Source organism: Pseudaminobacter sp. Soil_N_29 (assembly GCF_057656055.1).
Genome location: NZ_JBDGLC010000002.1, coordinates 289,009 through 310,402 on the forward strand (window position 1 = coordinate 289,009; position 21,394 = coordinate 310,402).

The 21,394-nt window shown below is 61.9% G+C and carries 17 protein-coding genes; 10 read left to right on the plus strand and 7 right to left on the minus strand.

Translation table 11 applies throughout. From position 1 onward, the window contains the following. The 6 genes from AC3A4H_RS07385 to AC3A4H_RS07410 form a co-directional block, all read left to right on the plus strand. Nucleotides 1–1,758 (plus strand): type I secretion C-terminal target domain-containing protein (locus AC3A4H_RS07385; RefSeq protein ID WP_487766120.1); only part of this gene is annotated, 1,758 nt, incomplete at its 5' end. Nucleotides 1,759–1,815: 57 nt separating this feature from the next. Continuing rightward, nucleotides 1,816–2,187, plus strand: coding sequence for a hypothetical protein (locus AC3A4H_RS07390; RefSeq protein WP_348777068.1), 372 nt, complete (start codon nt 1,816–1,818; stop codon nt 2,185–2,187). 170 nt (nt 2,188–2,357) lie between these two features. Beyond that, nucleotides 2,358–3,485: an ABC transporter substrate-binding protein gene (locus AC3A4H_RS07395; RefSeq protein ID WP_487766121.1), complete on the plus strand. Its 1,128-nt coding sequence runs from the start codon at nt 2,358–2,360 to the stop codon at nt 3,483–3,485. 201 nt (nt 3,486–3,686) lie between these two features. Further along, nucleotides 3,687–4,916 (plus strand): TadE/TadG family type IV pilus assembly protein, encoded by a 1,230-nt coding sequence (locus AC3A4H_RS07400; RefSeq protein ID WP_487766122.1) that lies wholly within the window; start codon nt 3,687–3,689, stop codon nt 4,914–4,916. A gap of 450 nt (nt 4,917–5,366) precedes the next feature. After that, nucleotides 5,367–7,823: a phosphoketolase family protein gene (locus AC3A4H_RS07405; RefSeq protein WP_487766123.1), complete on the plus strand. Its 2,457-nt coding sequence runs from the start codon at nt 5,367–5,369 to the stop codon at nt 7,821–7,823. An 83-nt stretch (nt 7,824–7,906) separates the two neighbouring features. After that, nucleotides 7,907–9,223: a glucoamylase family protein gene (locus AC3A4H_RS07410; protein WP_487766124.1), complete on the plus strand. Its 1,317-nt coding sequence runs from the start codon at nt 7,907–7,909 to the stop codon at nt 9,221–9,223. An 8-nt stretch (nt 9,224–9,231) separates the two neighbouring features. Here the strand turns inward: AC3A4H_RS07410 and AC3A4H_RS07415 are convergent, their stop codons facing one another. Continuing rightward, nucleotides 9,232–11,949 (minus strand): bifunctional acetate--CoA ligase family protein/GNAT family N-acetyltransferase, encoded by a 2,718-nt coding sequence (locus AC3A4H_RS07415; protein WP_487766125.1) that lies wholly within the window; start codon nt 11,947–11,949, stop codon nt 9,232–9,234. Between the two features lie 176 nt (nt 11,950–12,125). Between AC3A4H_RS07415 and AC3A4H_RS07420 the strand changes: the two genes are divergently transcribed. Further along, on the plus strand, nt 12,126–13,331 hold the full coding sequence (locus AC3A4H_RS07420; RefSeq protein ID WP_487766126.1) for a bactofilin family protein: 1,206 nt from the start codon (nt 12,126–12,128) through the stop codon (nt 13,329–13,331). A 44-nt stretch (nt 13,332–13,375) separates the two neighbouring features. Here the strand turns inward: AC3A4H_RS07420 and chrA are convergent, their stop codons facing one another. The 3 genes from chrA to AC3A4H_RS07435 form a co-directional block, all read right to left on the minus strand. Beyond that, nucleotides 13,376–14,602, minus strand: a complete 1,227-nt coding sequence (chrA, locus tag AC3A4H_RS07425) for a chromate efflux transporter (protein WP_487766127.1) — start codon at nt 14,600–14,602, stop codon at nt 13,376–13,378. A 174-nt stretch (nt 14,603–14,776) separates the two neighbouring features. Further along, complete coding sequence (ftsH, locus tag AC3A4H_RS07430) at nt 14,777–16,684, minus strand: ATP-dependent zinc metalloprotease FtsH (RefSeq protein WP_487766128.1); 1,908 nt, start codon at nt 16,682–16,684, stop codon at nt 14,777–14,779. 37 nt (nt 16,685–16,721) lie between these two features. Continuing rightward, entirely contained in the window at nt 16,722–17,195 is a 474-nt protein-coding gene (locus AC3A4H_RS07435; protein WP_487766129.1) for a host attachment protein, read from the minus strand. Nucleotides 17,196–17,393: 198 nt separating this feature from the next. Between AC3A4H_RS07435 and AC3A4H_RS07440 the strand changes: the two genes are divergently transcribed. Further along, nucleotides 17,394–18,374 carry a ribose-phosphate diphosphokinase gene (locus AC3A4H_RS07440; protein WP_487766130.1) on the plus strand — a complete coding sequence of 327 codons (981 nt, stop codon included), beginning with the start codon at nt 17,394–17,396 and terminating at the stop codon, nt 18,372–18,374. On the opposite strand, the gene AC3A4H_RS07445 is transcribed toward AC3A4H_RS07440, so the two are convergent. Next, on the minus strand, nt 18,319–19,362 hold the full coding sequence (locus tag AC3A4H_RS07445; RefSeq protein ID WP_487766131.1) for a hypothetical protein: 1,044 nt from the start codon (nt 19,360–19,362) through the stop codon (nt 18,319–18,321). The genes AC3A4H_RS07440 and AC3A4H_RS07445 overlap by 56 nt on opposite strands. A gap of 30 nt (nt 19,363–19,392) precedes the next feature. Further along, the gene (locus AC3A4H_RS07450) at nt 19,393–19,995 is read right to left on the minus strand and encodes a universal stress protein (protein ID WP_487766132.1); all 603 of its coding nucleotides are present in this window, start codon (nt 19,993–19,995) and stop codon (nt 19,393–19,395) included. On the opposite strand from AC3A4H_RS07450, the gene AC3A4H_RS07455 reads away from it, so the two are divergent. Together AC3A4H_RS07455 and AC3A4H_RS07460 are read left to right on the plus strand one after the other, a co-directional pair. Further along, complete coding sequence (locus AC3A4H_RS07455) at nt 19,970–20,443, plus strand: NUDIX hydrolase (RefSeq protein ID WP_487766133.1); 474 nt, start codon at nt 19,970–19,972, stop codon at nt 20,441–20,443. The genes AC3A4H_RS07450 and AC3A4H_RS07455 overlap by 26 nt on opposite strands. A gap of 126 nt (nt 20,444–20,569) precedes the next feature. Continuing rightward, the gene (locus tag AC3A4H_RS07460; protein ID WP_348777082.1) at nt 20,570–20,833 is read left to right on the plus strand and encodes a YMGG-like glycine zipper-containing protein; all 264 of its coding nucleotides are present in this window, start codon (nt 20,570–20,572) and stop codon (nt 20,831–20,833) included. Between the two features lie 99 nt (nt 20,834–20,932). Here the strand turns inward: AC3A4H_RS07460 and hupB are convergent, their stop codons facing one another. Next, a complete protein-coding gene (hupB, locus tag AC3A4H_RS07465; RefSeq protein ID WP_487766347.1) occupies nt 20,933–21,205 on the minus strand; it encodes a DNA-binding protein HupB in 273 nt (90 codons plus the stop codon). Nucleotides 21,206–21,394 lie beyond the last annotated feature (189 nt).

Below are 21,394 nucleotides of genomic sequence, written 5' to 3' on the forward strand. Positions count from 1 at the left end.
ACGGGTGAACTGACGGCCTGGTACGAATACAATGCCACGACGGGCGTGGGTACGATCCACTACAGCTACACGCTGCTGAGCAACACGTCCGGCGACGACACCTCGGTCAGCTTCGCGGTGGTGGTGAAGGACGCCGACGGCGATCCGGCTCCCGCCGGCAATCTGGTCATCGACATCGTCGACGATGTTCCGATATTGAACAGCGTGCAGAGTCAGCAGGCAAGCAACGATCCTTCGCAAACACCTGCAGTCGGACATATCGACTTTGTGGCCGGAGCCGATGGCGTCGGGTCGGCCATGACGATTACAGCTAATACCACCGGCATTACCTCTGGCGGCCACAATCTTATAACGGTGCAGACGGGTAACGTGTTGACCGCCTATGCCGACAATGACAACAACGGTACCTATAACCAAGGTGATACTGCGGTATTCACCATTACCGTGAACCCATCATCGGGACAGTATGTTTTTGACCTGCTGGCGCCGCTGGATGGCAAGACAACTCCTGTTTCGATCGGTAGCGGCAGTTCTTTCGGCAGCGGTCCAAGCTCTTCAGTCATCGTGACGCAAGGCGGCCAAAATATCGTCATGGTAACCGGCTGGAAGCCCACCGATGCTAATGGCGTCTTCACCTCACAACACGAATCGGCTTGGTTGGGTGGCGGCAATCCCTCGCTCACTCAAACGAACGACGTCAACGGCTCTGGCCAAGGTTGGGGTCTCGGAAACAATAACTTCGACAAAGGCGAGTTCATGCGTTTCGATTTCGGAACGCCGAATGACTATGATGGCGCAGGTCCCTACACGCCGCCTAACATCACTTTGGCCAATGCATCATATGCCACATTCACGTTCGATGCGGTTAGTTCGAACAACAAGATCGAGTTCGTCGCCCATTTCACCGATGGAACATTTCGTGCCTACACCCCGACAAATGGCATCACTTCACTGACGATCACATCGCCTTCCGGTGCGCAAATTGCATGGATCGATGCGTACGAGTCGTCGGGCAAGACCAAACTCAACCTCACGAACGTCGGCGTAACGTCCACCACGGTCGACCATACGATCCCGGTGACGCTGCAACTCACGGACGGGGACGGGGATCATACCGGGACGGCGAACTTCAACGTTCATGTGGCCAATGGCCTGACACCTTACGCTGAAGCAACCTCGGCCATGCACAACGACATCCAGGCGTTGGATGTTTCGCACTCGATCGTTGCCTTCGACTACACAGGCGACGGCCAGCCGACTGCTGCCGGGATCGAGGCTCTTGCGAGCCCAACTGTCGCGGAGCACATCATGGGCTCCGACAGCAGCGATCTCCTGGTCGGCGGCGACGGTGTCAACAACATACTGGACGGCGGTCCGGGCAACGACATCCTCATCGGCGGTGATGGCAATGACCTGCTGATCGGCGGGTTGGGGCGAGACACGCTGACGGGCGGTGCAGGCGCCGATACGTTCAAGCTCGACAGCCTGGACATCAACGACCTGATCACCGACTACAGCGGCATCGGCGGCGATGGCGACGTGATAGACCTCACCTCCCTGTTCAGCACCAATGGCGAGGACATCAGCCACTTCGTCAAATACGACCAGTCGACGGGCGTCCTGAGCGTGGATCAAGACGGCGCGGCCAATGGCAGCAATTTCGTCCATGTGGCGACGCTGGAGAACATGCCGTTGGCGAGCACGATCACGCTTCTCTACGACGACGACAAGCATACCACCGCACCAAGCGAGGGCTGATCTATGGTGTGCAAACGCAAGCTCGTGATATAAAGAAATTGCTGGAGGGAACTCAGCATGAAAAAACTTGCAAAGTCCTTGCTTTGCTGCGCGGCGCTCCTGGCGCCGGCCGGATCTGCGGGCTATGCCGCAGATCTCGTCGGAGGCCCGCAGATCGAATATTGTCCGGCGTCCGGCCCGACTGCGCTTTTACTCACCGGGAACGTCGGCCAGCTGACGGCCACGGTTGTGCGGTTGATGGACGAGTCGGTGGCCGTGTCGGAGGATCCGCAGTGGATCTACTCCCGGCGGCCCGCATTCGTCTGGGCCGTGGAGGCGAAAGCGGCCTGCGGCAGAGCCTTCGGCTACCTGAAGACCAACTATCTCGACGAGGACAATCTCAACAAATGCGCATGCTTCCATAGCCGGATGGTCGAGTACATGAACTGACCGGCCTGGGATGCGTGCAGTGTGCTCGTCTTACGCGATGAAGGCGCGCCCGGTGTTTGCCGGGCGTGCCGTGTTTTTGCTCGGGCCCTTGTTCTCGAGCCCACTTCTGGGCCTGGAAATTGCTGAAAGCCGACATGCATAAATTTCCGCTTCTGGCAGGCGCTTTGGTCTTGGCAATTCTTCTCGCGGCGTGTCAGTCGAACGGAACCGTTTCGGAGGCGCTCGATTCCACCGGCGCGGGCACATCGCCGGAACAGGCCACCACGACACCCCAGGCGGCATCACTGGTGTTGGGCAAAGGCCGGACCAAGGTGACCATGCTGCTGCCGCTTTCCGCCTCCGGCCGGAAAGGCGAGTTGGGCAGGAAGATGAAGGATGCGGCCCAGCTCGCCATGAGCGACCTGGGCAATGACGTGCTTACGCTGACAATCGAAGACACCGGCGGCGACGAAGCACGCGCCAAGGAACTGGCCGTGAAGGCGCTTTCGTCGCGGGTCGTCATCGGTCCCACGGAACTTACCGCCGTGCGGCACCTTGCCCGGGTATCTGGAAACCTGCCGCCGGTGCTTACCCTGGCCGACAATTTCGAAGGCGCGCCGGGCATCTATTCCGTGCCCTTGAACGAAGGCGACAGCGCGGCCGCCGGCGCAGGCGCAATCGCCGCAAAGGGCGCGCGAAAATTCGTGCTGCTGGTTCCCCGCGGCCCGGATGCGGCAATGCTTGAAAAGCGCGTCGCCAACAGCCTCAGCGTCTACGGGGCCAAGCTGGCGGTGACGGTAGCCTATGACATCAACGAAAGCGCCACCAAAGCCGTGGCTGACATGAAAGCTCTGGTCGACGCGCCGGAAGCGATCGTCCTGGCCACCGGCGGCGGCAACCCCGCGTTCATCGCGGCAGCGCTGCGCTCGGAAGGGCTGCTGAAGAAGGACATGGTGCTGGTCGGCACCAACCGTTGGCTCGAGCATTCGGTTGACGATCCTGCCCTGCAAGGCGCCTACGTTGCCACGCTGGACTCAACGGAGACCGGCCCCATCGCCGAGCGCTTCAAGACAACCTTCAACTACCCGGCGGATATCACGGTCGCCTATGCCTATGACACCGTTGCGCTGACGGCGGGCATCGCCAATGCGCTCGGGGCCGATGGATTGCAGAAGAGCGTGTTTGAAAATCCGGCCGGGTTCCGCGGGTCCACCGGTGTATTTCGCTTCAGGCCTGACGGCGGCAGCGAGAGAACCATGCCGTTCTACCGGATCCAGAAAGGCGCGCTCAAGCAGGTCGCCAAGTCCGCATCGGGGTAAGTGGGGCGAGCTTGCCCCGACAGTATCGCCTGCGGCACAGCCACCACAAAGGGCCGACAAGAGCGCGTCGACCCAGCACGACGGCGCCAAAACCCGCTAATCTCCACCGATACTTCCAAATTTAGCAGTTCTTTCAATAAAGCCTGAATGCATCTGTGGCCCAATCAGCCGTGACAATCAGGCACACAGGAGGGACACCGCATGCTAAGGCGTTTTTGGAAGTCCCAAGAGGGGAACTTCGCCGCAATACTGGCTATCGCGTCTCTACCCACGATGGCGGCCGTAGCCGGCGCAATCGATGTGGTAACTACCTATACCAAGGCTTCAAGGCTGCAGAACGCTCTCGATGCATCCGCATTGGCGATCGGCACCAAGTACTATCCGGGCATGTCGGCCGAGGAAATGAACCAGATGGGCCGGGAACTGTTCGCCGCAAATCTCTACGGGCTTTCCGAGGATATCGACGAAACCGACCCGTTGGCCGACACCGTTTCCAAATTCAAGGTCGACGTCCCATCGGGGCCAAACGGCACCATCGATGTGTCGTCGACGATCTTCAACCCCGGCTTCATGCGCGGCCCCTTCACCTGGAACGCCCATCGGTCTTCAAGCGTCCGCGTGATGCCGGGGTCGCCCGCATGCGTGATGGCGTTGAACCCGAGCGCTTCGGCTGCCGTGAAGCTTCAGGGATCCACGCAGGTCGCGCTGAACGGATGCGTCATCGCGGCGAATTCCAGGGCCGCGGATTCGGTTTCACGAGGCGGCTCCGCGCAAGTGGCCGCCGAATGCGTCGTGACTGTCGGCAAGACCTCGGGACTGTCCGGCTCGTCGTCCAAGCTGGCCTGTGGCGCACCGCTGGAGCAGCAGTTCGCCTCGCTCGATCCGCTGCTCAACATCACGCCGCCGAATGATGGATGCAACAGGACCGTTCCGGACGGCAACAACGCAAAGACCCTGACGCCCGGCACCTATTGCAAGCAGAGCTTTTCCGGGAACATTACGCTTCAACCGGGGGTCTATGTGCTGCGGGGCGGAGACGTGGAGCTCAAGGGCAACGGAAGCCTGGTCGGGCACGGCGTCACCATCTTCCTGCTGGAAGGCGCGAGCTTCTCCATCACCGCCAACCAGTTGGTAGACCTGTCCCCGCCGACGTCGGGGCCCTATGCCGGCATCACCATCTACCAGGCCCGGGACAATCCCCAAAAGGTCACCATCAACGGCACCTCCGGTTCGAAGGTCAGCGGCTTCGTTTATGCTCCCAAGGCCCAAATCTTCTTTGCAGGCAACTCGACCGCTTCAGCCAGCGCCTGCCTTCGCCTGATCGGCGACACCATCGAGATGACCGGCAACTCGGCCATCGAGTCCGATTGCAAGACGCAGCTGGGGGGGCGTGAAATGTTGGCGGGCCGGCACGTGGCGCTGGTGAAATGAAACGCCTGCGGGCGTGCTCAGCAAAGTGAGACTGGCCGGCCGGACACTCGCGATGCACCAGCCTGGCACAAGCCATGCGCGCCTATGGATGCGCCGTGGCTCCCGCCCGGCGCCATAATCTGGCCCGATAGCCTCACCGCCAATGAGGCATCGGGCCAGATCGAGGCGGACGGCGCACGGCGTGACGAGGCCCCCTGACGCTGTTTCGTCCTCTGCAGGGTGCAAGCAGCACTGCGACCGCGGTCGACCCACCGGCCAAAGCGATGCCTCGCGCGGAACCAGATCCATGACTTCGACGTTATCGCGGCGCTCCGTTCAGGCGCTCGTCCCTTTCGCCGGGGGTGGGAGCTATCTGCGGTGCATGTAGCGTGAGAGCGAGCCTCGGCGCTAATTGGCGGTGACGGTAGGCGTCTCGCCCCTGCAGGTCCCCAACGATAGTGAGAGGACCCCATGACTCCCGCCAAACTTGCCGAAGACGAGAGGACCGTTTCCGTCGCCGAAACGGGCCCGCTTTCGCAACATGAACTGCAGGCCATGGATGCGTATTGGAGAGCATCCAACTACCTGTCGGTCGGCCAGATATATCTACTCGACAATCCGCTGCTGAAAGAGCCGCTGAAGCGCGAGCATATCAAGCCGAGGTTGCTGGGCCACTGGGGTACGTCGCCGGGCCTGAACATGCTTTACGTCCAGCTCAATCGCGTGATCAAGCGCGATGACCTGAACATGATCTATATCATCGGACCGGGACATGGCGGCCCCTCGCTGGTGGCGCATGCCTACCTGGAAGGGACCTATAGCGAGGTGTACCCGAACATCAGCCAGGACGCGGAAGGCTTGAGGAAGCTTTTCAAGCAATTCAGCTTCCCGGGCGGAATTCCGAGCCACGTGGCGCCGGAAACCCCCGGCAGCATCCACGAAGGCGGTGAACTGGGCTATGCGCTCAGCCACGCCTACGGCGCTGCCTTCGACAATCCGGACCTGATCGTGGCCTGCATCGTTGGCGACGGCGAAGCCGAAACGGGCCCCCTCGCCACCGGCTGGCAAAGCAACAAATTCCTGAATCCTGCGCGTGATGGCTGTGTCCTGCCGATCCTTCATCTGAATGGATACAAGATCGCCAATCCCTGCTTCCTGGCGCGCATCCCGGAGGACGAGCTGAGAAAGTTCTTCGAGGGCATGGGCTACACGCCGTATTTTGTGGAAGGGCGTGACCCTGCGCGCGTGCAGCAAAGGCTGGCGGCCGTTCTGGACACGGTAGTGGCGGAAATCAAGCGGATCTGGGCAGACGCGCGCGAGAACGGCAACCTGAAGCGCCCTTCCTGGCCGATGATCGTCTTTCGCACACCGAAGGGTTGGACATGCCCTGCGGAAATCGACGGCAAGAAATGCGAGGACTACTGGCGCTCGCACCAGGTGCCCATGGCCGACATGGACAAGCCCGAACACGTCCGCATCCTCGAGCAATGGATGAAGAGCTACCGCCCTGAAGAGTTGTTCGACCAGGACGGACGGTTCCTTTCCGAACTTGCTTCCCTGGCCCCAAGGGGCCATCGTCGGATGAGCGACAACCCGCATGCCAATGGCGGGCTCTTGCTGCGCAACCTCAAGCTTCCCGACTTCAGGGATTATGCAGTGAATGTGCCCAGCCCCGGCGCAACAACAGCGGAATCGGCCCGCGTCATGGGCAAGTTCTTGCGCGATGTGATGAAGCTCAACCTGGACAGCAAGAACTTCCGCCTGTTCAGCCCGGATGAAAACAACTCCAACCGCTGGCAGGACGTGCTGGAAGTCACCAACCGCTGCTTCATGGCGGAGATCTATCCGGAAGACGACCATCTGGCACCTGACGGCCGTGTGATGGAGGTTCTCAGCGAGCATCAATGCCAGGGCTGGCTGGAGGGCTACCTGCTGACGGGAAGGCATGGCTTCTTCTCGTGCTACGAGGCCTTCATCCACATCATCGACTCGATGTTCAACCAGCATGCGAAATGGCTGAAGGTCAGCCGGGAGATCCCGTGGCGCCGGCCGATCGCATCGCTCAACTATTTCCTCAGTTCCCACGTCTGGCGCCAGGACCACAACGGCTTCAGCCATCAGGATCCGGGCTTCATCGATCACGTCGTCAACAAGAAGGCGGAAGTAATCCGGGTCTACCTGCCACCCGACGCCAATACGCTGCTGTCGGTCACGGACCACTGCCTGCGCAGCCGCGACTATGTGAACGTCGTGGTCGCGGGCAAGCAGCCGGCGCCACAATGGCTAACGATGGATCAGGCCATAAAGCACTGCGCCGAGGGTCTTAGCATCTGGGAATGGGCCAGCAACGACAGGGGTTCGGAGCCCGACGTGGTCATGGCGTGCTGCGGCGATGTCCCGACGCTTGAAACGCTGGCCGCAGTGCAACTGATCCGCAAGCACCTGCCGGAACTGAAGGTTCGCGTGATCAATGTGGTGAACCTGATGAAGCTGCAGCCATCGAGCGAGCATCCGCATGGCTTGTCGGATCGCGACTTCGATGCCCTGTTCACGAAGAACAAGCCGATCATCTTCGCCTTCCACGGCTACCCCTGGCTCATTCACCGCCTCACCTATCGCCGGACCAACCACGATAATCTGCATGTTCGCGGCTACAAGGAAGAGGGCACGACAACGACGCCGTTCGACATGGTGGTGCTGAACGACCTCGATCGCTTCCATCTGGTGGAGGACGTGATCGACCGGCTGCCACAGCTCGGAGCGCGGGCCGCCTATTTCAAGCAGGCGATCCACGAAAAGCTCATCGAGCACCGGGAATATATCGACCGGTACGGGGATGACATGCCTGCGATCAAAAACTGGAGGTGGGGAGTGGACGAGGCCCAGGGAACGCCTCAGAAAACCTCCACGGAAGGAGATAACATCTGAGCCGCTCGGTCTGACGGCCCTGGCGGCAGCGCTGCTCACCGGCTCTTTCTTCGTGTCGTCCCGCAGGTAAACGGCGTAAGCCAATGCCAATGCTTTTAACCGACCTGGCCAGCGATGTGCCGCCAACCGACGAAGAGTTGGGGTGGCTGCAATTTACCACCCTCTTGTATTATCTGCAGGTCACCAACCCGGACAACGGGTTGGTGCGCGACAATACGAACCCGGTTTCGCCCGCAAGCATAGCTGCGCTCGGGATGGCGCTTGCGACGATTCCGGTGGTGGTGGAGCGCGGGGTGATCATCCGCGAATTCGCGGCGAAGATAACACGCAAGCGTCTGCAGTTCCTGTTCGAATGTCCGCAGGGCCCCGGGCCTGACGTTTCCGGCTACAAGGGCTTCTTCTATCATTTCCTGGATATCGAAACCGGCCGTCGCGTCTGGCAATGTGAGCTGTCGACAATCGACTCAGCATTCCTGTTTGCCGGCGCCCTCACCGTCGCCTCCTATTTCGACGGCGATAGCGCCGACGAAGCGGAAATCCGCCTGTTGGCCAACGCGCTCTATGAACGCGCGGATTGGGACTGGGCCCGCAACGGCGGCGCGACCTTGACGCATGGCTGGCACCCGGAGAGCGGGTTCATTCCCCACCGCTGGCGCGGTTACGACGAAGGCCTTCTGCTCTACATTCTCGGCCTTGGCTCCCCAACCCATCCGCTGCCGCCTGAAAGCTATGCCGCATACACCGCCACCTACGAGTGGAAGGAAATCTACGGCCACGAGCTTCTCTATTCGGGACCGCTGTTTACCCACCAGCTCTCGCACATGTGGATCGACTTCAGAGGCCTCCAGGACCAATTCATGCGAGAGCGCGGCAGCGACTATTTCCAGAACAGCCGGCAAGCCACACTGGTGCAGCAGCAGTATGCGATCCGGAACCCGATGGGGTTCGCGCTTTACGGGCAATTCTGCTGGGGTTTCACCGCAAGCGATGGACCCGGCTGGCGCACTCGCGTGATAGACGGCGTGGAGCGGAACTTCTTCGACTACATCGCACGCGGCGCACCATTCGGCCCAGACGACGGCACGGTGTCTCCCTGGGTCGTCATAGGCTCCCTGCCCTTCGCACCGGAAATCGTCTTTCCGACGGTGCGGTATTTTTCTTCACTGCACCTCGGTGCCGACAGGCTTTACGGATTCAGGCCTTCGTTCAACGCCACTTTTTCGATGGAAGACAGTCCCACCGGCTGGTGGGTGAGTCCCTACCACTTCGGCATCGACCAGGGCCCGGTGGTTCTCATGATCGAGAACTATCGAACCGGGCTGATCTGGAACCTGATGCGACGTTGCCCGCCAATACTGACCGGCCTGCGCCGAGCAGGCTTTTCAGGCGAATGGCTGTAGACAGCCGCCTACTCCTCGCCGGAGGCGTCAACAGCGCCCTGCCCCACGGCTTCAAGCTTGAGCGTTGCCAGCACCAGTCCGCGTTCGGTTGGGTGGGCCGTTAGCACAAAACCCAATTCGCGGCACATCTCCAGCATCCTGGTGTTCTCGCTGAGGATCAGCCCTTCAACCTGTTTCAGGCCATCGGCAGTCGCGTAGCGGATCATATGCTGCAACAGGGCCCAGCCGACCCCATGGCCCTGCAGATCGCTGCGGACGAGTATGCCGTATTCGCCGGACTCATGATCGGGATCGGTGCATAGCCGGACAATACCGGCCAGGTCACCGCTGGGTTCCAGCGCCACGAACGCCATCTCGCGATCGTAATCAAGCTGCGTCAGACGCAGCAGTGTCTTGCCGGAAAAATTCTTGCGCGGAGCGAGGAACCGCAACCGCATGTCTTCCGGCGAAATTCTCGACAGGAAGCTCTGATGGAGCGCCACATCGACAGGCTTTATCGGCCGGATCAGGTAGTCGACCCCATCAAGCGACACGTGCGCCTGCCAGCTTTCCGGATACGGCCGTATCGCCAGCGCCTGGTTCGGGCCGGGCGTCTCGACATCGACGGGATCGATCTCGATCCGCGCGTCAAGCGCCAGCACCCCCTGCTCGTCGGCGAGCAGCGGATTGATGTCCATGGAGACGATGCACGGAAAATCGACGATCAACTGCGACACGCCATTGATCGCCAGATTGATGGCGCGGCGGTCGGCGGGTTTGCGGTCGCGGAAGCCCGCAAGCAGGCGGCCGATGCGTGTGCGATCGATCAGATCCGATGCAAGCACATCGTCGAGAGGCGGCAAGGCAATCGCGGTATCGTCCACCACCTCGACGGCAGTGCCGCCCGCGCCGAAAAGCACCACCGGGCCGAAGGCCGGGTCCCGGCTGACGCCAAGTATCAGCTCCTGTGCATTCTTGCGCTCGATCATGGGCTGCACCGAATATCCATCGATGGCATCGGCCGAACCCATCTGGGCCAGACGTTCGCGGATATGCTCCGCGGCCTGGCGAGCGGCCTCGGCCGTCTCGATGCCGAGAACCACGCCGCCAACATCGGATTTGTGGGAGATGGTTCGGGACAGCAGTTTCACGGCCACCTTCCCCGTGTTGCTGAGGATCCGCTGTGCGGCGGCTTCGACCTCTTCGGGCGAATACGCGACAACCGTTTCGGGGACCGGAATGCCATAGGCCGCAATGACCGTCTTGGCTTCCGGTTCGGTCAGGATGCGCCGATTGTCTGCGGCAACGGCGCGGAAAATGGCCTGCACCGCGTCCCGGTCACCGGAAATGTCTTCGCTGCGGGTGGAAGGTACGCGCAACAACGCGTTCTGTGCGCGGGACCAGTCGCTGAGATATGAGACGGCGGTGGCCGCGTCCGCCGGGGTTTCAAAGGTTGCGATGCCGGCGTCACCCAGGATGGTCCGCCCGGCCCGCGCGGTGTGTTCGCCAAGCCAGCAGGTGAGCACCGGCTTTCCCTGGATCATTCCACGTGTGGCAAGCGAAGCGACTGCGGTTGCTGCCGCTGCCGAAGACGCAAGACCGGTGGGGCAGTTCATCACAAGCAGCGTGTCCACCTGCGGGTCCAAAGCCACAGCCTCGACCGCGACCTTGTATCGCTCCGGCGACGCGTCGCCGATGATGTCGGCCGGGTTTGCGCGCGACCATGTCGGCGGAAGGACCTTGTCGAGTTGCGCGATCGTTTCAGCGGAAAACTCCGCCAGGCGGCCCTTGCTTTCAATCAATTGATCGATCGCGAGCACCGCCGCCCCGCCCCCATTGGTAACGATGCCCACCCTCGACTGCTCGAGCGGGGGAAAGCGCGCGATTGTCTCGGTGGCGTCGAATAGATCGGCGAGACCCCGAACCCGCAAGATGCCCGCGCGGTTCAAGGCCGCATCGGCCACCCGATCGGCACCCGACAGCGCGCCTGTGTGGGTGGCGGCGGCCTTTGCGGCTTCGGCATGTATTCCGGCCTTGATCGCCACAACCGGCTTGAGCCGGGCGGCCGCCCTTGCAGCCGACATGAACTTTCTCGGATACGGGATGGATTCAAGATAGAGCAGAATGGCATGGGTATCGGCATCGCCGGCGAACAGGTCGATGAGATCCGCGACGTCGACATCGGCCATATCGCCCATGGAAGCGATGCATGAGAAGCCGATCTGCTTGTCTGCGGCCCAGTCGATCAAGGAGGTGACGACGGCGCCCGACTGCGACAGCAAGGCAACGCCGCCCGGCTTGGCTGTCATATGCGCAAAGCTGGCATTCAGCTTGGCCCGGGGCACCAGCAGCCCCACCGAATTCGGCCCGACGATGCGAAAGAGGAATGGCCTTGCGGCATCCAGCATCGCCTGTTTCAACCCGTTCCGCTCGTTCAGGCCCGCGGTAATGACGACCGCCGCGCGCGTGCCCTTCGTTCCAAGCTCATGGATAATGCCCGGCACCGTCTCTGGTGACGTCACGATGACCGCCAGATCGGGAACACCGGGAGTATCAGCAATGTTTGCATAGCTGCGACGGCCCGCTATCTCCCGATGCTTCGGATTTACCGGCCAGATTTCGCCTTCAAAGCCACCGTTGATGATGTTCCTGATGACCACCCGGCCCACCGAGCCTTCGCGATCGGAAGCGCCAATGACGGCGACGCTCCCGGGATTGATCATATGTTCGAGATTCCGGATGGTCATAACCGTCTTCCTTCGTCTCACCGAACCCGCACAAACATTATGGAGCACCACAGGGCTCCGTCAAACCCGATGCAGGCACAGTGCGACGTGGGGTTGAGCGCGATCAATGCGCCGCAGCCTTGAACTGTCATGCTATGTTGTTGCTCTGCGCATACGCGGCTTGGAGGAGGCTCGGCATGATCTTGCAAAACCGGCATGTCGTGGCTGTCTTCTGCGCATTTCTGTTCGCCACGGCCGCACGCGCCGACGACCAGCTTGTGCTCGGGGGCGACACCTATGCTTCGGGCCAGAACGTGCTGCTTTCAGAGCCTAGCCCGCGCGACCTCATGGCAGCCGCGTTTTCGGTCGACGTCACCGGAAAGGTGGAGAAGGATGCCCATGCCATGGGCTTCAGCGTCGATGTCGACGCGCCCGTGGGACAAGACCTTTATGCCTCCGGCTTTTCCGTGAATATCCGTCAGCCGGTCGGCGAGGATCTCTCCGCCAGCGGCTACAACGTGCTTGTGCAAAAGGACGCGACTGTGGGCGGCAATGCGCGGCTTGCAGCCGGCACCCTCGTGGTCGACGCTCCGGTAACCGGCAGCCTGCTTGCGGCCGCGGGCACGCTGACCGTCAACGGCCAGATAGGCGGCGACGCCAGGCTGGCCGCCGGCAAGCTCAAATTCGGCCCCGATGCGAAGATCGGCGGCACCCTGACCTACTTCGCCCGCGAGCCTATCGAGATAGCGCCGAGCGTGATAGCGCCGAATAAGGTCCATTTCGAAAAGTGGGAGATGCAGGAGCGGCTGGGGCCTTTCCACAGAGCCATGCACGATCACATGCCGCGCTTTTGGCCCTCGTTCCTCGGCATCTTCTTCGGTTTCCTCATAACCTTGGCGTTTCTGTTCGTGGTGGCGGCGATACTGCTTGCGGCGGCGCCGGCCGGCGTTGAAAGAATGCGCGAACGCGCGATAACCCGCCCGTTCCTGTCAATGTGCCTTGGCGTCCTCGGCCTCGGCACCCTGATCGGCCTGGTTCCGCTGAGCGCTATTTCGTTGGTGGGAATTCCGCTGATCCCGGTGGTGCTCTTCGCCATAGTCGTCTGCTGGATCGCCGGATACCTGTTGGGCATCTATGCGCTCTCCTGGCGGGTGGCCACCGGGCTTGGCACTCTCGAACCGACAACGGCGGCGCGGCTCGTCGTGCTCGCGGTGGGCCTCATCGTGGCGGCCGCCCTGAATTTCATTCCGTTTTTCGGATGGCTGATCAATCTGCTCATCCTCTTTCTCGGCCTCGGCGGGATAGTGATCTGGCTTCTGGAGGCCCTGGCGGCACGCCGCCCCGTGCAGCAGGCGCCCGTGGAGGGGCCGCCGCCCCCACCGGCCGAAGACAAGACGGTTTGACACCGCGCGCGGAAGCACGGGGGCAGGCTATCGGCGGATCAGAATCAGATCAGATGGAGCGCCATTGCGGCCGCCGTGAGGGCCACAACCACAGTCCAGGGCGGTGCCTTCCACACGGTGAGGAGCAGAAAGCCAGCAAGAGCGAGCGCAAAATCGCGGGGGGCGTTCACGGCGCTGGTCCACACAGGATTGTACAGGGCCGCCCCCAGAATGCCCACCACGGCTGCATTCGTGCCACGCATCACCGCCTGGGCCCAGGAACGCAGGCGAAGCGTATCCCAGAACGGGAGCATTCCGTAGACCAGCAGCACGCCCGGCAGAAATATGCCCACGAGCGCGATCGATGCGCCGACCCAGCCATTGGGCGCCGGTTCCATCACTGCGCCGAGATAGGCCGCGAAAGTGAAGAGCGGCCCGGGGACAGCCTGTGCGGCGCCATAGCCGGCAAGAAATGCCTCGTTCGTGACCCAGCCGGGCGCAACGACTTCTGCCTGCAGAAGCGGCAGCACCACGTGCCCCCCGCCAAAGACCAGCGCCCCGGAACGATAGAAGGCATCGAAGAGCGCAAGCCCCTGTATGCCTGTAGCGCTGACCACGACGGGAAGCGCCACAAGCAGAACTGCGAAGAGCAGAAGAGAAACGGCCCCGCGCCGGCGCGAAACCGGGAAGCGCAAATGGCCGGAAAGGACAGCTCCTTCCTGACGGCACAGCCAAAGGCCTGCCGCACCGCCCAGCGCTATGGCGCCGATCTGCGCGAAAGACCCGCCGATGAAGGTCACAATGAAGATGGCCATCAGGGCAATCGCGCCACGCCGCGCGTCCGGCGTGAGCGTTCGGGCCATACCCCAGATTGCCTGCGCGACGACAGCGACAGCAACGAGCTTCAGCCCGTGCAGGAAGCCTTCCGCGGCGGGGCCGCTGAAACCGGAAGCACCCAGCGCGAACGCAAACAGGATGAGCGCCGAGGGCATGGTGAAGGCCAGCCAGGCCGCAAGTCCGCCGAGCAGGCCATTGCCGCGCAGCACTCCGAGCGCAAAGCCGACCTGGCTGGAGGCCGGGCCTGGGAGGAACTGGCAGAGCGCGACCAGATCCGCATAGCCCGCCTCATCGATCCAGCGCCGCCGGACGACAAGCTCGTCGCGGAAATATCCAAGATGAGCGATCGGCCCGCCAAACGAGGTCAGGCCGAGCTTCAGGAAAACGCGAAAGACCTCGAAAGGCGAATGGGAACCTGGTTCGGCCGTGGTTGCGGCATTCTTTGATATCGTCATGGCCGTCCGCGGCACCCGCCCTCACCTTTGCATCCAGGGATGCATAGGTGCCGAATGGTCGTTTGCAAAGCCCGAACGGCCTATTCGCTGCTTTCATTGCCCGAAAGCAGTTTCTTGTCGCGGCGCGGCTGGCGCTTTCGAGGGCGCGGACCGGCGCGGCGTCGACCGTGCCGATCAAGCTCGCTTGTTTCCCGCTGCGACTCGTGTTCGCTTCGCCGCCGGTGCGGGTGATGGCGATGCATCCGCGGGAGACGGCTCCTGAATGACGGCAGCGATCGGCTCCTCCGCGCGCTGCAAAGGCGGGAAATCGGCAGGCGTTATGGTCTCGCGTTCCAGCAGCAGCTTGGCCCCGGCTTTCAGGTCAGGCAGCCTGGCACGCAGCAGTTCCTGCGCGGCATGATAGGCTTCGTCGATCATCTTGCGGACCGCCAGATCCACCTCGCGGGCGGTGGCCTCGGAATAGTCCCTGGGTCGAAAGCCGACCTGATGCTCACCCAGCCACTGCGATGTCTGCTCTTCAAGCACCGCCTGCCCCACCGTGCCGCTCATGCCGAAACGCGTGACGCTCTGCCTCGCTATATCGGTGGCCTTGGCAAGATCGTCCGCGGCACCTGTTGAGATTTCGCCATAGATGATCTCTTCCGCCGCACGGCCCGCAAGCAGGGCGATCATCTTGTCCTTCAATTCCGCCTCGGTGATGAGGAACCGGTCTTCGGTCGGACGCTGAAGCGTATAGCCGAGTGCACCGATGGAGCGCGGAATGATCGACACCTTCCTGACCGGGTCGGCTCCCTTCAACGCCGTCGCAGCCAGTGCGTGGCCCATTTCGTGGTAGGCGACGCGCTCGCGCTCTTGGGGCCCGAGAAGCCTGCTCTTCCTCTCCAGGCCGACAACGAGCCGCTCCACGGCATTAGTGAAGTCAACCATTCCCACCTTGTCCGCGTCGCGCCGGGTAGCGAAAATAGCCGCTTCGTTGACGAGATTGGCCAGGTCTGCGCCGGTGAAGCCGGGCGTAATGCCCGCGATCTCGTCGACGCTGACATCCTCCGCCACGGCTATCGACTTCATGTGAACCTTGAGGATCGCGACCCGTCCTTCGCGGTCCGGTCTGTCCATCACAACCTGGCGGTCAAAGCGCCCGGCACGTAGCAGAGCGGGGTCGAGTATCTCAGGGCGGTTCGTCGCCGCGAGCAGGACGATACCCACGCGGGGGTCGAAGCCGTCGAGCTCGGAGAGAAGCTGGTTCAGTGTCTGCTCTTTCTCATCGCCGCCGCCATAGCCGGCATAGGGGCTCCGAGCGCGCCCCAGCGCGTCAAGCTCGTCGATGAAGATGATGCACGGGGCGGCCTGGCGCGCCTGTTCGAACAGGTCCCGCACGCGCGCCGCACCGACGCCGACGAACATTTCGACGAACTCGGAGCCTGAAATGGAGAAAAACGGAACACCGGCTTCGCCCGCCACAGCCCGCGCCATCAGCGTCTTGCCGGTGCCTGGCGGACCGACCAGCAATATTCCCTTGGGGATGCGCGCGCCGAGGCGCCCATACTTGTCCTTGTCCTTCAGAAAGGAAACGATTTCCCTCAGCTCCGCCTTGGCTTCGTCCGCCCCGGCAACATCGTCGAAAGTCACGCCGGTCTTTCGCTCGAGATAGACCTTGGCCTTTGACTTTCCGATATTGATCAGCCCGCCCATGCCTTGCCGTTCTGCGAACCCGCGGAACAGATACATCCAGAGGCCAAAGAAGATGAGCACCGGCACCACCCAGGAAAGCAGCGTCGTCAGCCAGTTGCTGTCGCTTGCCCCCGACACCTGAACGCCAGCCTTTTCGAAGACCGCGGCGGTCGCCGGGTCGACGCGATTGGCTACGAACAGCGTCTTTCCATTCTGCGGTTCCTTGAAATGCCCCTCGATCATGGTTTCGGTCAGCGTAACCGAAGCGACCTTACCCTCGTTTACAAGGCGCATGACGTCGCTGTAGGTGATTTGCTCCACCGAACGATATGCCAGCCAGAACTGGAAAAGGGTGATCAACAGGAAGGCCGCGATCAAGTAGCCGAAATTGAATGTGTGCTTCTTGTCCATTTGACGCGGCACCAGTCCTGGCATCGGGCTTCCGCTCCTATTCCGGGCTTCTCACCTGCTTCACTTCCAGTTGCGCGATGGCCTCGCGCAGCTCCAGGTCCGTCAACTTGGTGAGGTCCTTCGGCACTTCCGCAACCGTGATTTCGCTCAGGCCCTCGGACATGGCGTCCCTCAGATCGCCAAGCATGCGCGGAGCGGCAATGATCGCCAGCCGGTCGAAGTCGCCGGCCAGCCGGTGTTCGTCGAGCACGGAGACAAGCATGCCGGCAAATGCCTGCTGTTCTTCATGCACCGGATCGGAACGGTACTCCATGGCCGACCTGCTGCGCGAATCCGCTGACGCGAAGGCGCGGCCAGGCTTGTCGGCCATGATCTCCTTCAGCCGTTTGTGGGGAGCGCTGAAGACAAGCTCCTCGAGCGGTTCTCCCATCTCGCTGCGATGGAACGCATTGCGCACTATACGGGCGTGGGCGCCATCCGCCACGAGAACCCAGATTCGAAGCGGCTTCATGTTTCACCTCCCGGACATCGCCCGAAGTGTCGATGGTCTCGCAAGGCGCAGCCTTGATCCCAATCAAGAAAGCAGCGCCGGCATCATCCTGATGAAACGAAAAATTCCGCATGCCGTTCCATCATCAGGCATGGGGCTCGACATTGCGCCTTTGACGCGCGTCAAATCTATTTGCACGCGATATGATAGTAGAAGCCCATGAGATTGTTTGCGCTGAAAGGTTCGGAAGATCTGGGCGCCGCAGTGGCTCATGCCCTGTGGACCGAACTGGACCCGCATGAAGAGCGCGACTTCGAGGATGGCGAGCACAAGGCGCGCCCGCTGGTGAGCGTCCGCGGCGAGGACGTCTACGTGCTGCACAGTCTTGCAGGGAGCGCAGGCTCGTCTGCCAATGACAAGCTGTGCAAGCTCCTGTTCTTCATCGCCACTTGCCGCGAGAACGGGGCGGAACGGGTCACCGCCATCACGCCCTATATGGCTTATGCGCGCAAGGACCGGCAGACCAAGGCCCGCGACCCTGTCACGACGCGCTATGTCGCGCAATTGTTCGAAGCCATGGGGACCGGCCGCGTGATCGTCGTCGACGTGCACAATTTCGCGGCGTTCCAGAATGCGTTCCGGTGCGAAACCGTTCACCTGGACACCCGAAAACTGTTTTGCCCGGTCGTCCACACGCTCGCCGCCGACCTGCCGGTTACGATCTTCTCCCCCGACGGAGGCGGCGTGAAACGGGCGCAGCTTCTCGAGCAGGCCTTTGAGGCCGACACCGGCGCAGAGGCCGGGTTTGGGTTCATGGAGAAACGGCGGAGCCGTGGCATCGTGTCCGGCGATCTGTTTGCCGGAGACGTGGACGGCGCCGCGGTGTTCATAGTCGATGACATGATCAACACCGGCGGCACAATATTGCGCGCCGCAGCCGCGTGCCGCGAGCGCGGCGCCAAGGAAGTGTACGCCCTGGCCGCACATGGCGTGTTCGGCAAGGGGGTGGAACAGTTGTTTGCCAGTCCGCTCCTGGATCGCATCGTCGTAACCGACAGTCTGCCCGCGGCGGAACAGGCGGTTGCGCGCCATCCTGCAGCGAAGCTGGATGTTCTGCCCTGCGGTCCCCTGATCGGGGAGGCCGTCAGGCGTCTCCATACGCGTGGGTCGATCGGCGACCTTCTGGGAATGGAAGATTGACGCACACCCTGTCCGCCTCTGCGAGGTAACGGATCGCCAGGGGGCGCCAGGTCTCGGGGCGGCGCATGTGGCTCTCAAGCAGATGGACAAGGCACAGGCGAGCCCTGAGAAGGGCGCGGAACCCACCGTAGAGCGCCAGAAGCGCCGGGTCCGGGGCATGCCCCAGATGCTTGCTCAGTATGGCGCCCAGCATGGGCCGTATCCAGCCAGCGCCGAGCATGTCGCATTCGAGCCCCAGATAGTTCACCTCGTCATAGGGATCGATGATGCGCATGGCGCGGTTGAATTCGAGGCAATCGATAATCTGCGGCGGGTCAGCCAGGCAAATGTGCTCCGGGCGGAGGTCGCCGTGCCCTTCCACGATCCATCCGCTGGCGATCCGCTCTTCGATGCGCGGCCGTAAGCGATCCAGCGCATGCTCGACCTTTTCCAGCGCAGCGGCGGACGCGACAGTGAGGCCGAATTCCGGCCGCTCCAGGATTGAGCGGTTGATTGCATGTTCGCGGACCAGATGATGCAGATAGGCCTCGCCCATCGCAACCTCCGGCGGGCAGTGCGAGTAGAAGCCGACCAGGATTTCGCCCACACGCTGGATTTCCTGCTCGGTGACGCGGCCGTCGCGAATGCGGACGTCCAGCATCTCCGCGGCAGGAAGCCGGTGCATCTCCACAAGCCAATCGACGATTATGCCTTGCCCGCCGAGCGACAGGTGGCCGCTCGTGTCTCGCCTGAGTGGAACCACCGAGATGTAGGTTGCTTCCGCCAATCGGCGGTTGAGCCGCAATTCCTCCCTGCAATAGAAATACCGCCGCCTCAGGCTGCTGAAATCGAGGAACGGGTATTTCACGGGCTTCTTGAGCTTGTAGACGCGCCTGTCCGTCAAAAACACCCATGACATGTGGGTCTCGTGGGTCTCCACATGCGTCGTCGTGCCTGCATAGGATGCCGGGTCGCTCAGAAACCGCACCTTTTCGGCCAGCCCCGTCATTCAGCAGCCCCGTCATCCATCAGGCATGCATCACCTATAGACCAGGACCGGGATGGTGGAGTGCGTCAGGACCTTTACGGTTTCGCTGCCCAGCACGATCGCGGAAACCCCACGACGGCCGTGGGAAGCCATCGCGATCAGGTCGCAGCCCTTGTCCTTGGCCGTGTCGATGATGGCCCTGTAGGGCTGGTCGTGGCGCACCAGAACCGCCTCGCAAGGCACCCCCAGCGATCTGGCCTTCATTTCCGCCTCCGAGAGATAGGCCGAAGCCGCTTCCTGCGACTGCTGCTCGTACTCGGCGGGGGTGCTGGACAGCTGATCGCTGCGCCCCGAAATGACGTGAAACGGCATCACCACCGTCAACACGGTGACCTTGGCACCGGCGTCACGGGCAAAGGCGAGGCCTTTTTCAACCGCAACTGTAGAGAGCGGCGAACCATCGGTTGGAATGAGAATATGATTGTACATCGGCTCGTCACTCCTCCACGATTTGTCTAGCGGAAGCAGCATCAATGTGCGTTGACCAGGATCAAAAGTCCCGTTGGCGCTTTTAGTGAGCAGCGGCGGCACAACAGCGACCATGTGAAAACACTCGGCGGAAAGCAGAATGCCGAAAGTGAGCGCCGGCATCATGATGTTCCGAGGCAGGCCGGAAGCGATAGAGGTCTTCCTGGTCCATCCCGGCGGTCCGTTCTGGCAGCGCAAGGATCTTGGTGCCTGGACCATGCCAAAGGGGGAGCCGCTAGACGGCGAAGCGCTCGATGTGGCCGCCAGGCGCGAGTTCCACGAGGAAACGGGCATAGAGCCGACGGGAGACTTGCACCTTCTCGGCGAATACCGCCAGCCCGGCGGAAAACTCGTCACTGCCTTTGCGCTCAGGGGCGAGATCGACCCGAGTGCCGTCGTAAGCAACCAGTTTCAACTCGAGTGGCCACCGCGCAGCGGTCATATCCGCTCGTTCCCGGAAGTGGACCGCGCAGCCTGGTTCTCCATACCGCAAGCCCGCGAAAAGATCCTGAAAGGGCAACTGCCGTTTCTCGAACGGCTCGAAGAGCTGCTCGCTGCGGACTATCGCCGCTGACGGATAAGGCGCCGCTCTTCGATCAACTCAAAGCGACAAGTGTAACAATCACTTACGGTAACGGGCGGAACAATTTCCCGTGTCTGGCTGTTGAGGGTCCATTAGTCACGTCAGAGGGAGCGCAAAATGCGAAATACTCTTATAGCTTTGGCTGCTGCGGCGGCGCTTGCCGGCTGCACCCAGACGGAGCGCGGCGCCGTCATCGGTGGCGCCACCGGCGCGGCGATCGGCGGTGCGGTTTCCGGAGATGTCGAGGGCGCAGTCGTCGGCGGCGCCATTGGCGCAACCGCCGGGGCTTTGATCGGCCGCGCCTCGGAGCGGGGCCGTTGTGTTTATCGCGATTATCGCGGAGCTCGTTACATCGCGCGCTGCCCGCGCGGTTATTGGTAATTGGAAACTGTCAGAAAACAATCGGCCGAAAGCCGCGACAAAAGAAAAGCCGGGCCACTCTGAGCCCGGCTTTTCGCCATTGTGCTGTGGAACAATGGTTCAGTTAACGGCGTCCTTGAGGCCCTTGCCAGCCGTGAACTTCGGCACGTTGCGCGCCGGAATCTGCACTTCGGCGCCAGTCTGCGGGTTGCGGCCCGTGGAAGCGGCGCGCTTTGACACGGCGAAATTTCCGAAGCCGACGAGACGAACGTCGCCACCCTTCTTCAGCTCGCCGGCAATGACGGAAAAGACCGCCTCGACAGCGGACTGCGCATCGCTCTTCGAGAGATTCGCAGCTTCGGCGACAGCAGAAACCAATTCGTTCTTGTTCATAAAATTTCCTTCCATGAGAAAACCGGAGACGAAAGACTCAGCCGGCGAGGAAGGGACTTTAGAAAGAACCGCTGCTTCAACCAAGCCGGAAAGTCCAGGATTCCTTGGTTTTCTGCGGTTTTTCAACGAAAAAGCCGGGCGCTGAGGCCCGGCTTCTCACCTGTTTGGCACAATTGCCGCTTGGACACC

What these genes read in the sequence shown, in the direction of transcription:
- AC3A4H_RS07400 (WP_487766122.1), top strand. Translation starts at nt 3,687, where the DNA reads ATGCTAAGGCGTTTTTGGAAGTCCCAAGAGGGGAACTTCGCCGCAATA.
- AC3A4H_RS07415 (WP_487766125.1), bottom strand. Translation starts at nt 11,949, where the DNA reads ATGACCATCCGGAATCTCGAACATATGATCAATCCCGGGAGCGTCGCC.
- AC3A4H_RS07440 (WP_487766130.1), top strand. Translation starts at nt 17,394, where the DNA reads ATGAGATTGTTTGCGCTGAAAGGTTCGGAAGATCTGGGCGCCGCAGTG.
- AC3A4H_RS07390 (WP_348777068.1), top strand. Translation starts at nt 1,816, where the DNA reads ATGAAAAAACTTGCAAAGTCCTTGCTTTGCTGCGCGGCGCTCCTGGCG.
- AC3A4H_RS07420 (WP_487766126.1), top strand. Translation starts at nt 12,126, where the DNA reads ATGATCTTGCAAAACCGGCATGTCGTGGCTGTCTTCTGCGCATTTCTG.
- AC3A4H_RS07445 (WP_487766131.1), bottom strand. Translation starts at nt 19,362, where the DNA reads ATGACGGGGCTGGCCGAAAAGGTGCGGTTTCTGAGCGACCCGGCATCC.
- AC3A4H_RS07460 (WP_348777082.1), top strand. Translation starts at nt 20,570, where the DNA reads ATGCGAAATACTCTTATAGCTTTGGCTGCTGCGGCGGCGCTTGCCGGC.
- AC3A4H_RS07455 (WP_487766133.1), top strand. Translation starts at nt 19,970, where the DNA reads ATGCCGAAAGTGAGCGCCGGCATCATGATGTTCCGAGGCAGGCCGGAA.
- AC3A4H_RS07410 (WP_487766124.1), top strand. Translation starts at nt 7,907, where the DNA reads ATGCCAATGCTTTTAACCGACCTGGCCAGCGATGTGCCGCCAACCGAC.
- chrA (WP_487766127.1), bottom strand. Translation starts at nt 14,602, where the DNA reads ATGACGATATCAAAGAATGCCGCAACCACGGCCGAACCAGGTTCCCAT.
- AC3A4H_RS07450 (WP_487766132.1), bottom strand. Translation starts at nt 19,995, where the DNA reads ATGATGCCGGCGCTCACTTTCGGCATTCTGCTTTCCGCCGAGTGTTTT.
- AC3A4H_RS07435 (WP_487766129.1), bottom strand. Translation starts at nt 17,195, where the DNA reads ATGAAGCCGCTTCGAATCTGGGTTCTCGTGGCGGATGGCGCCCACGCC.
- ftsH (WP_487766128.1), bottom strand. Translation starts at nt 16,684, where the DNA reads ATGGACAAGAAGCACACATTCAATTTCGGCTACTTGATCGCGGCCTTC.
- hupB (WP_487766347.1), bottom strand. Translation starts at nt 21,205, where the DNA reads ATGAACAAGAACGAATTGGTTTCTGCTGTCGCCGAAGCTGCGAATCTC.
- AC3A4H_RS07405 (WP_487766123.1), top strand. Translation starts at nt 5,367, where the DNA reads ATGACTCCCGCCAAACTTGCCGAAGACGAGAGGACCGTTTCCGTCGCC.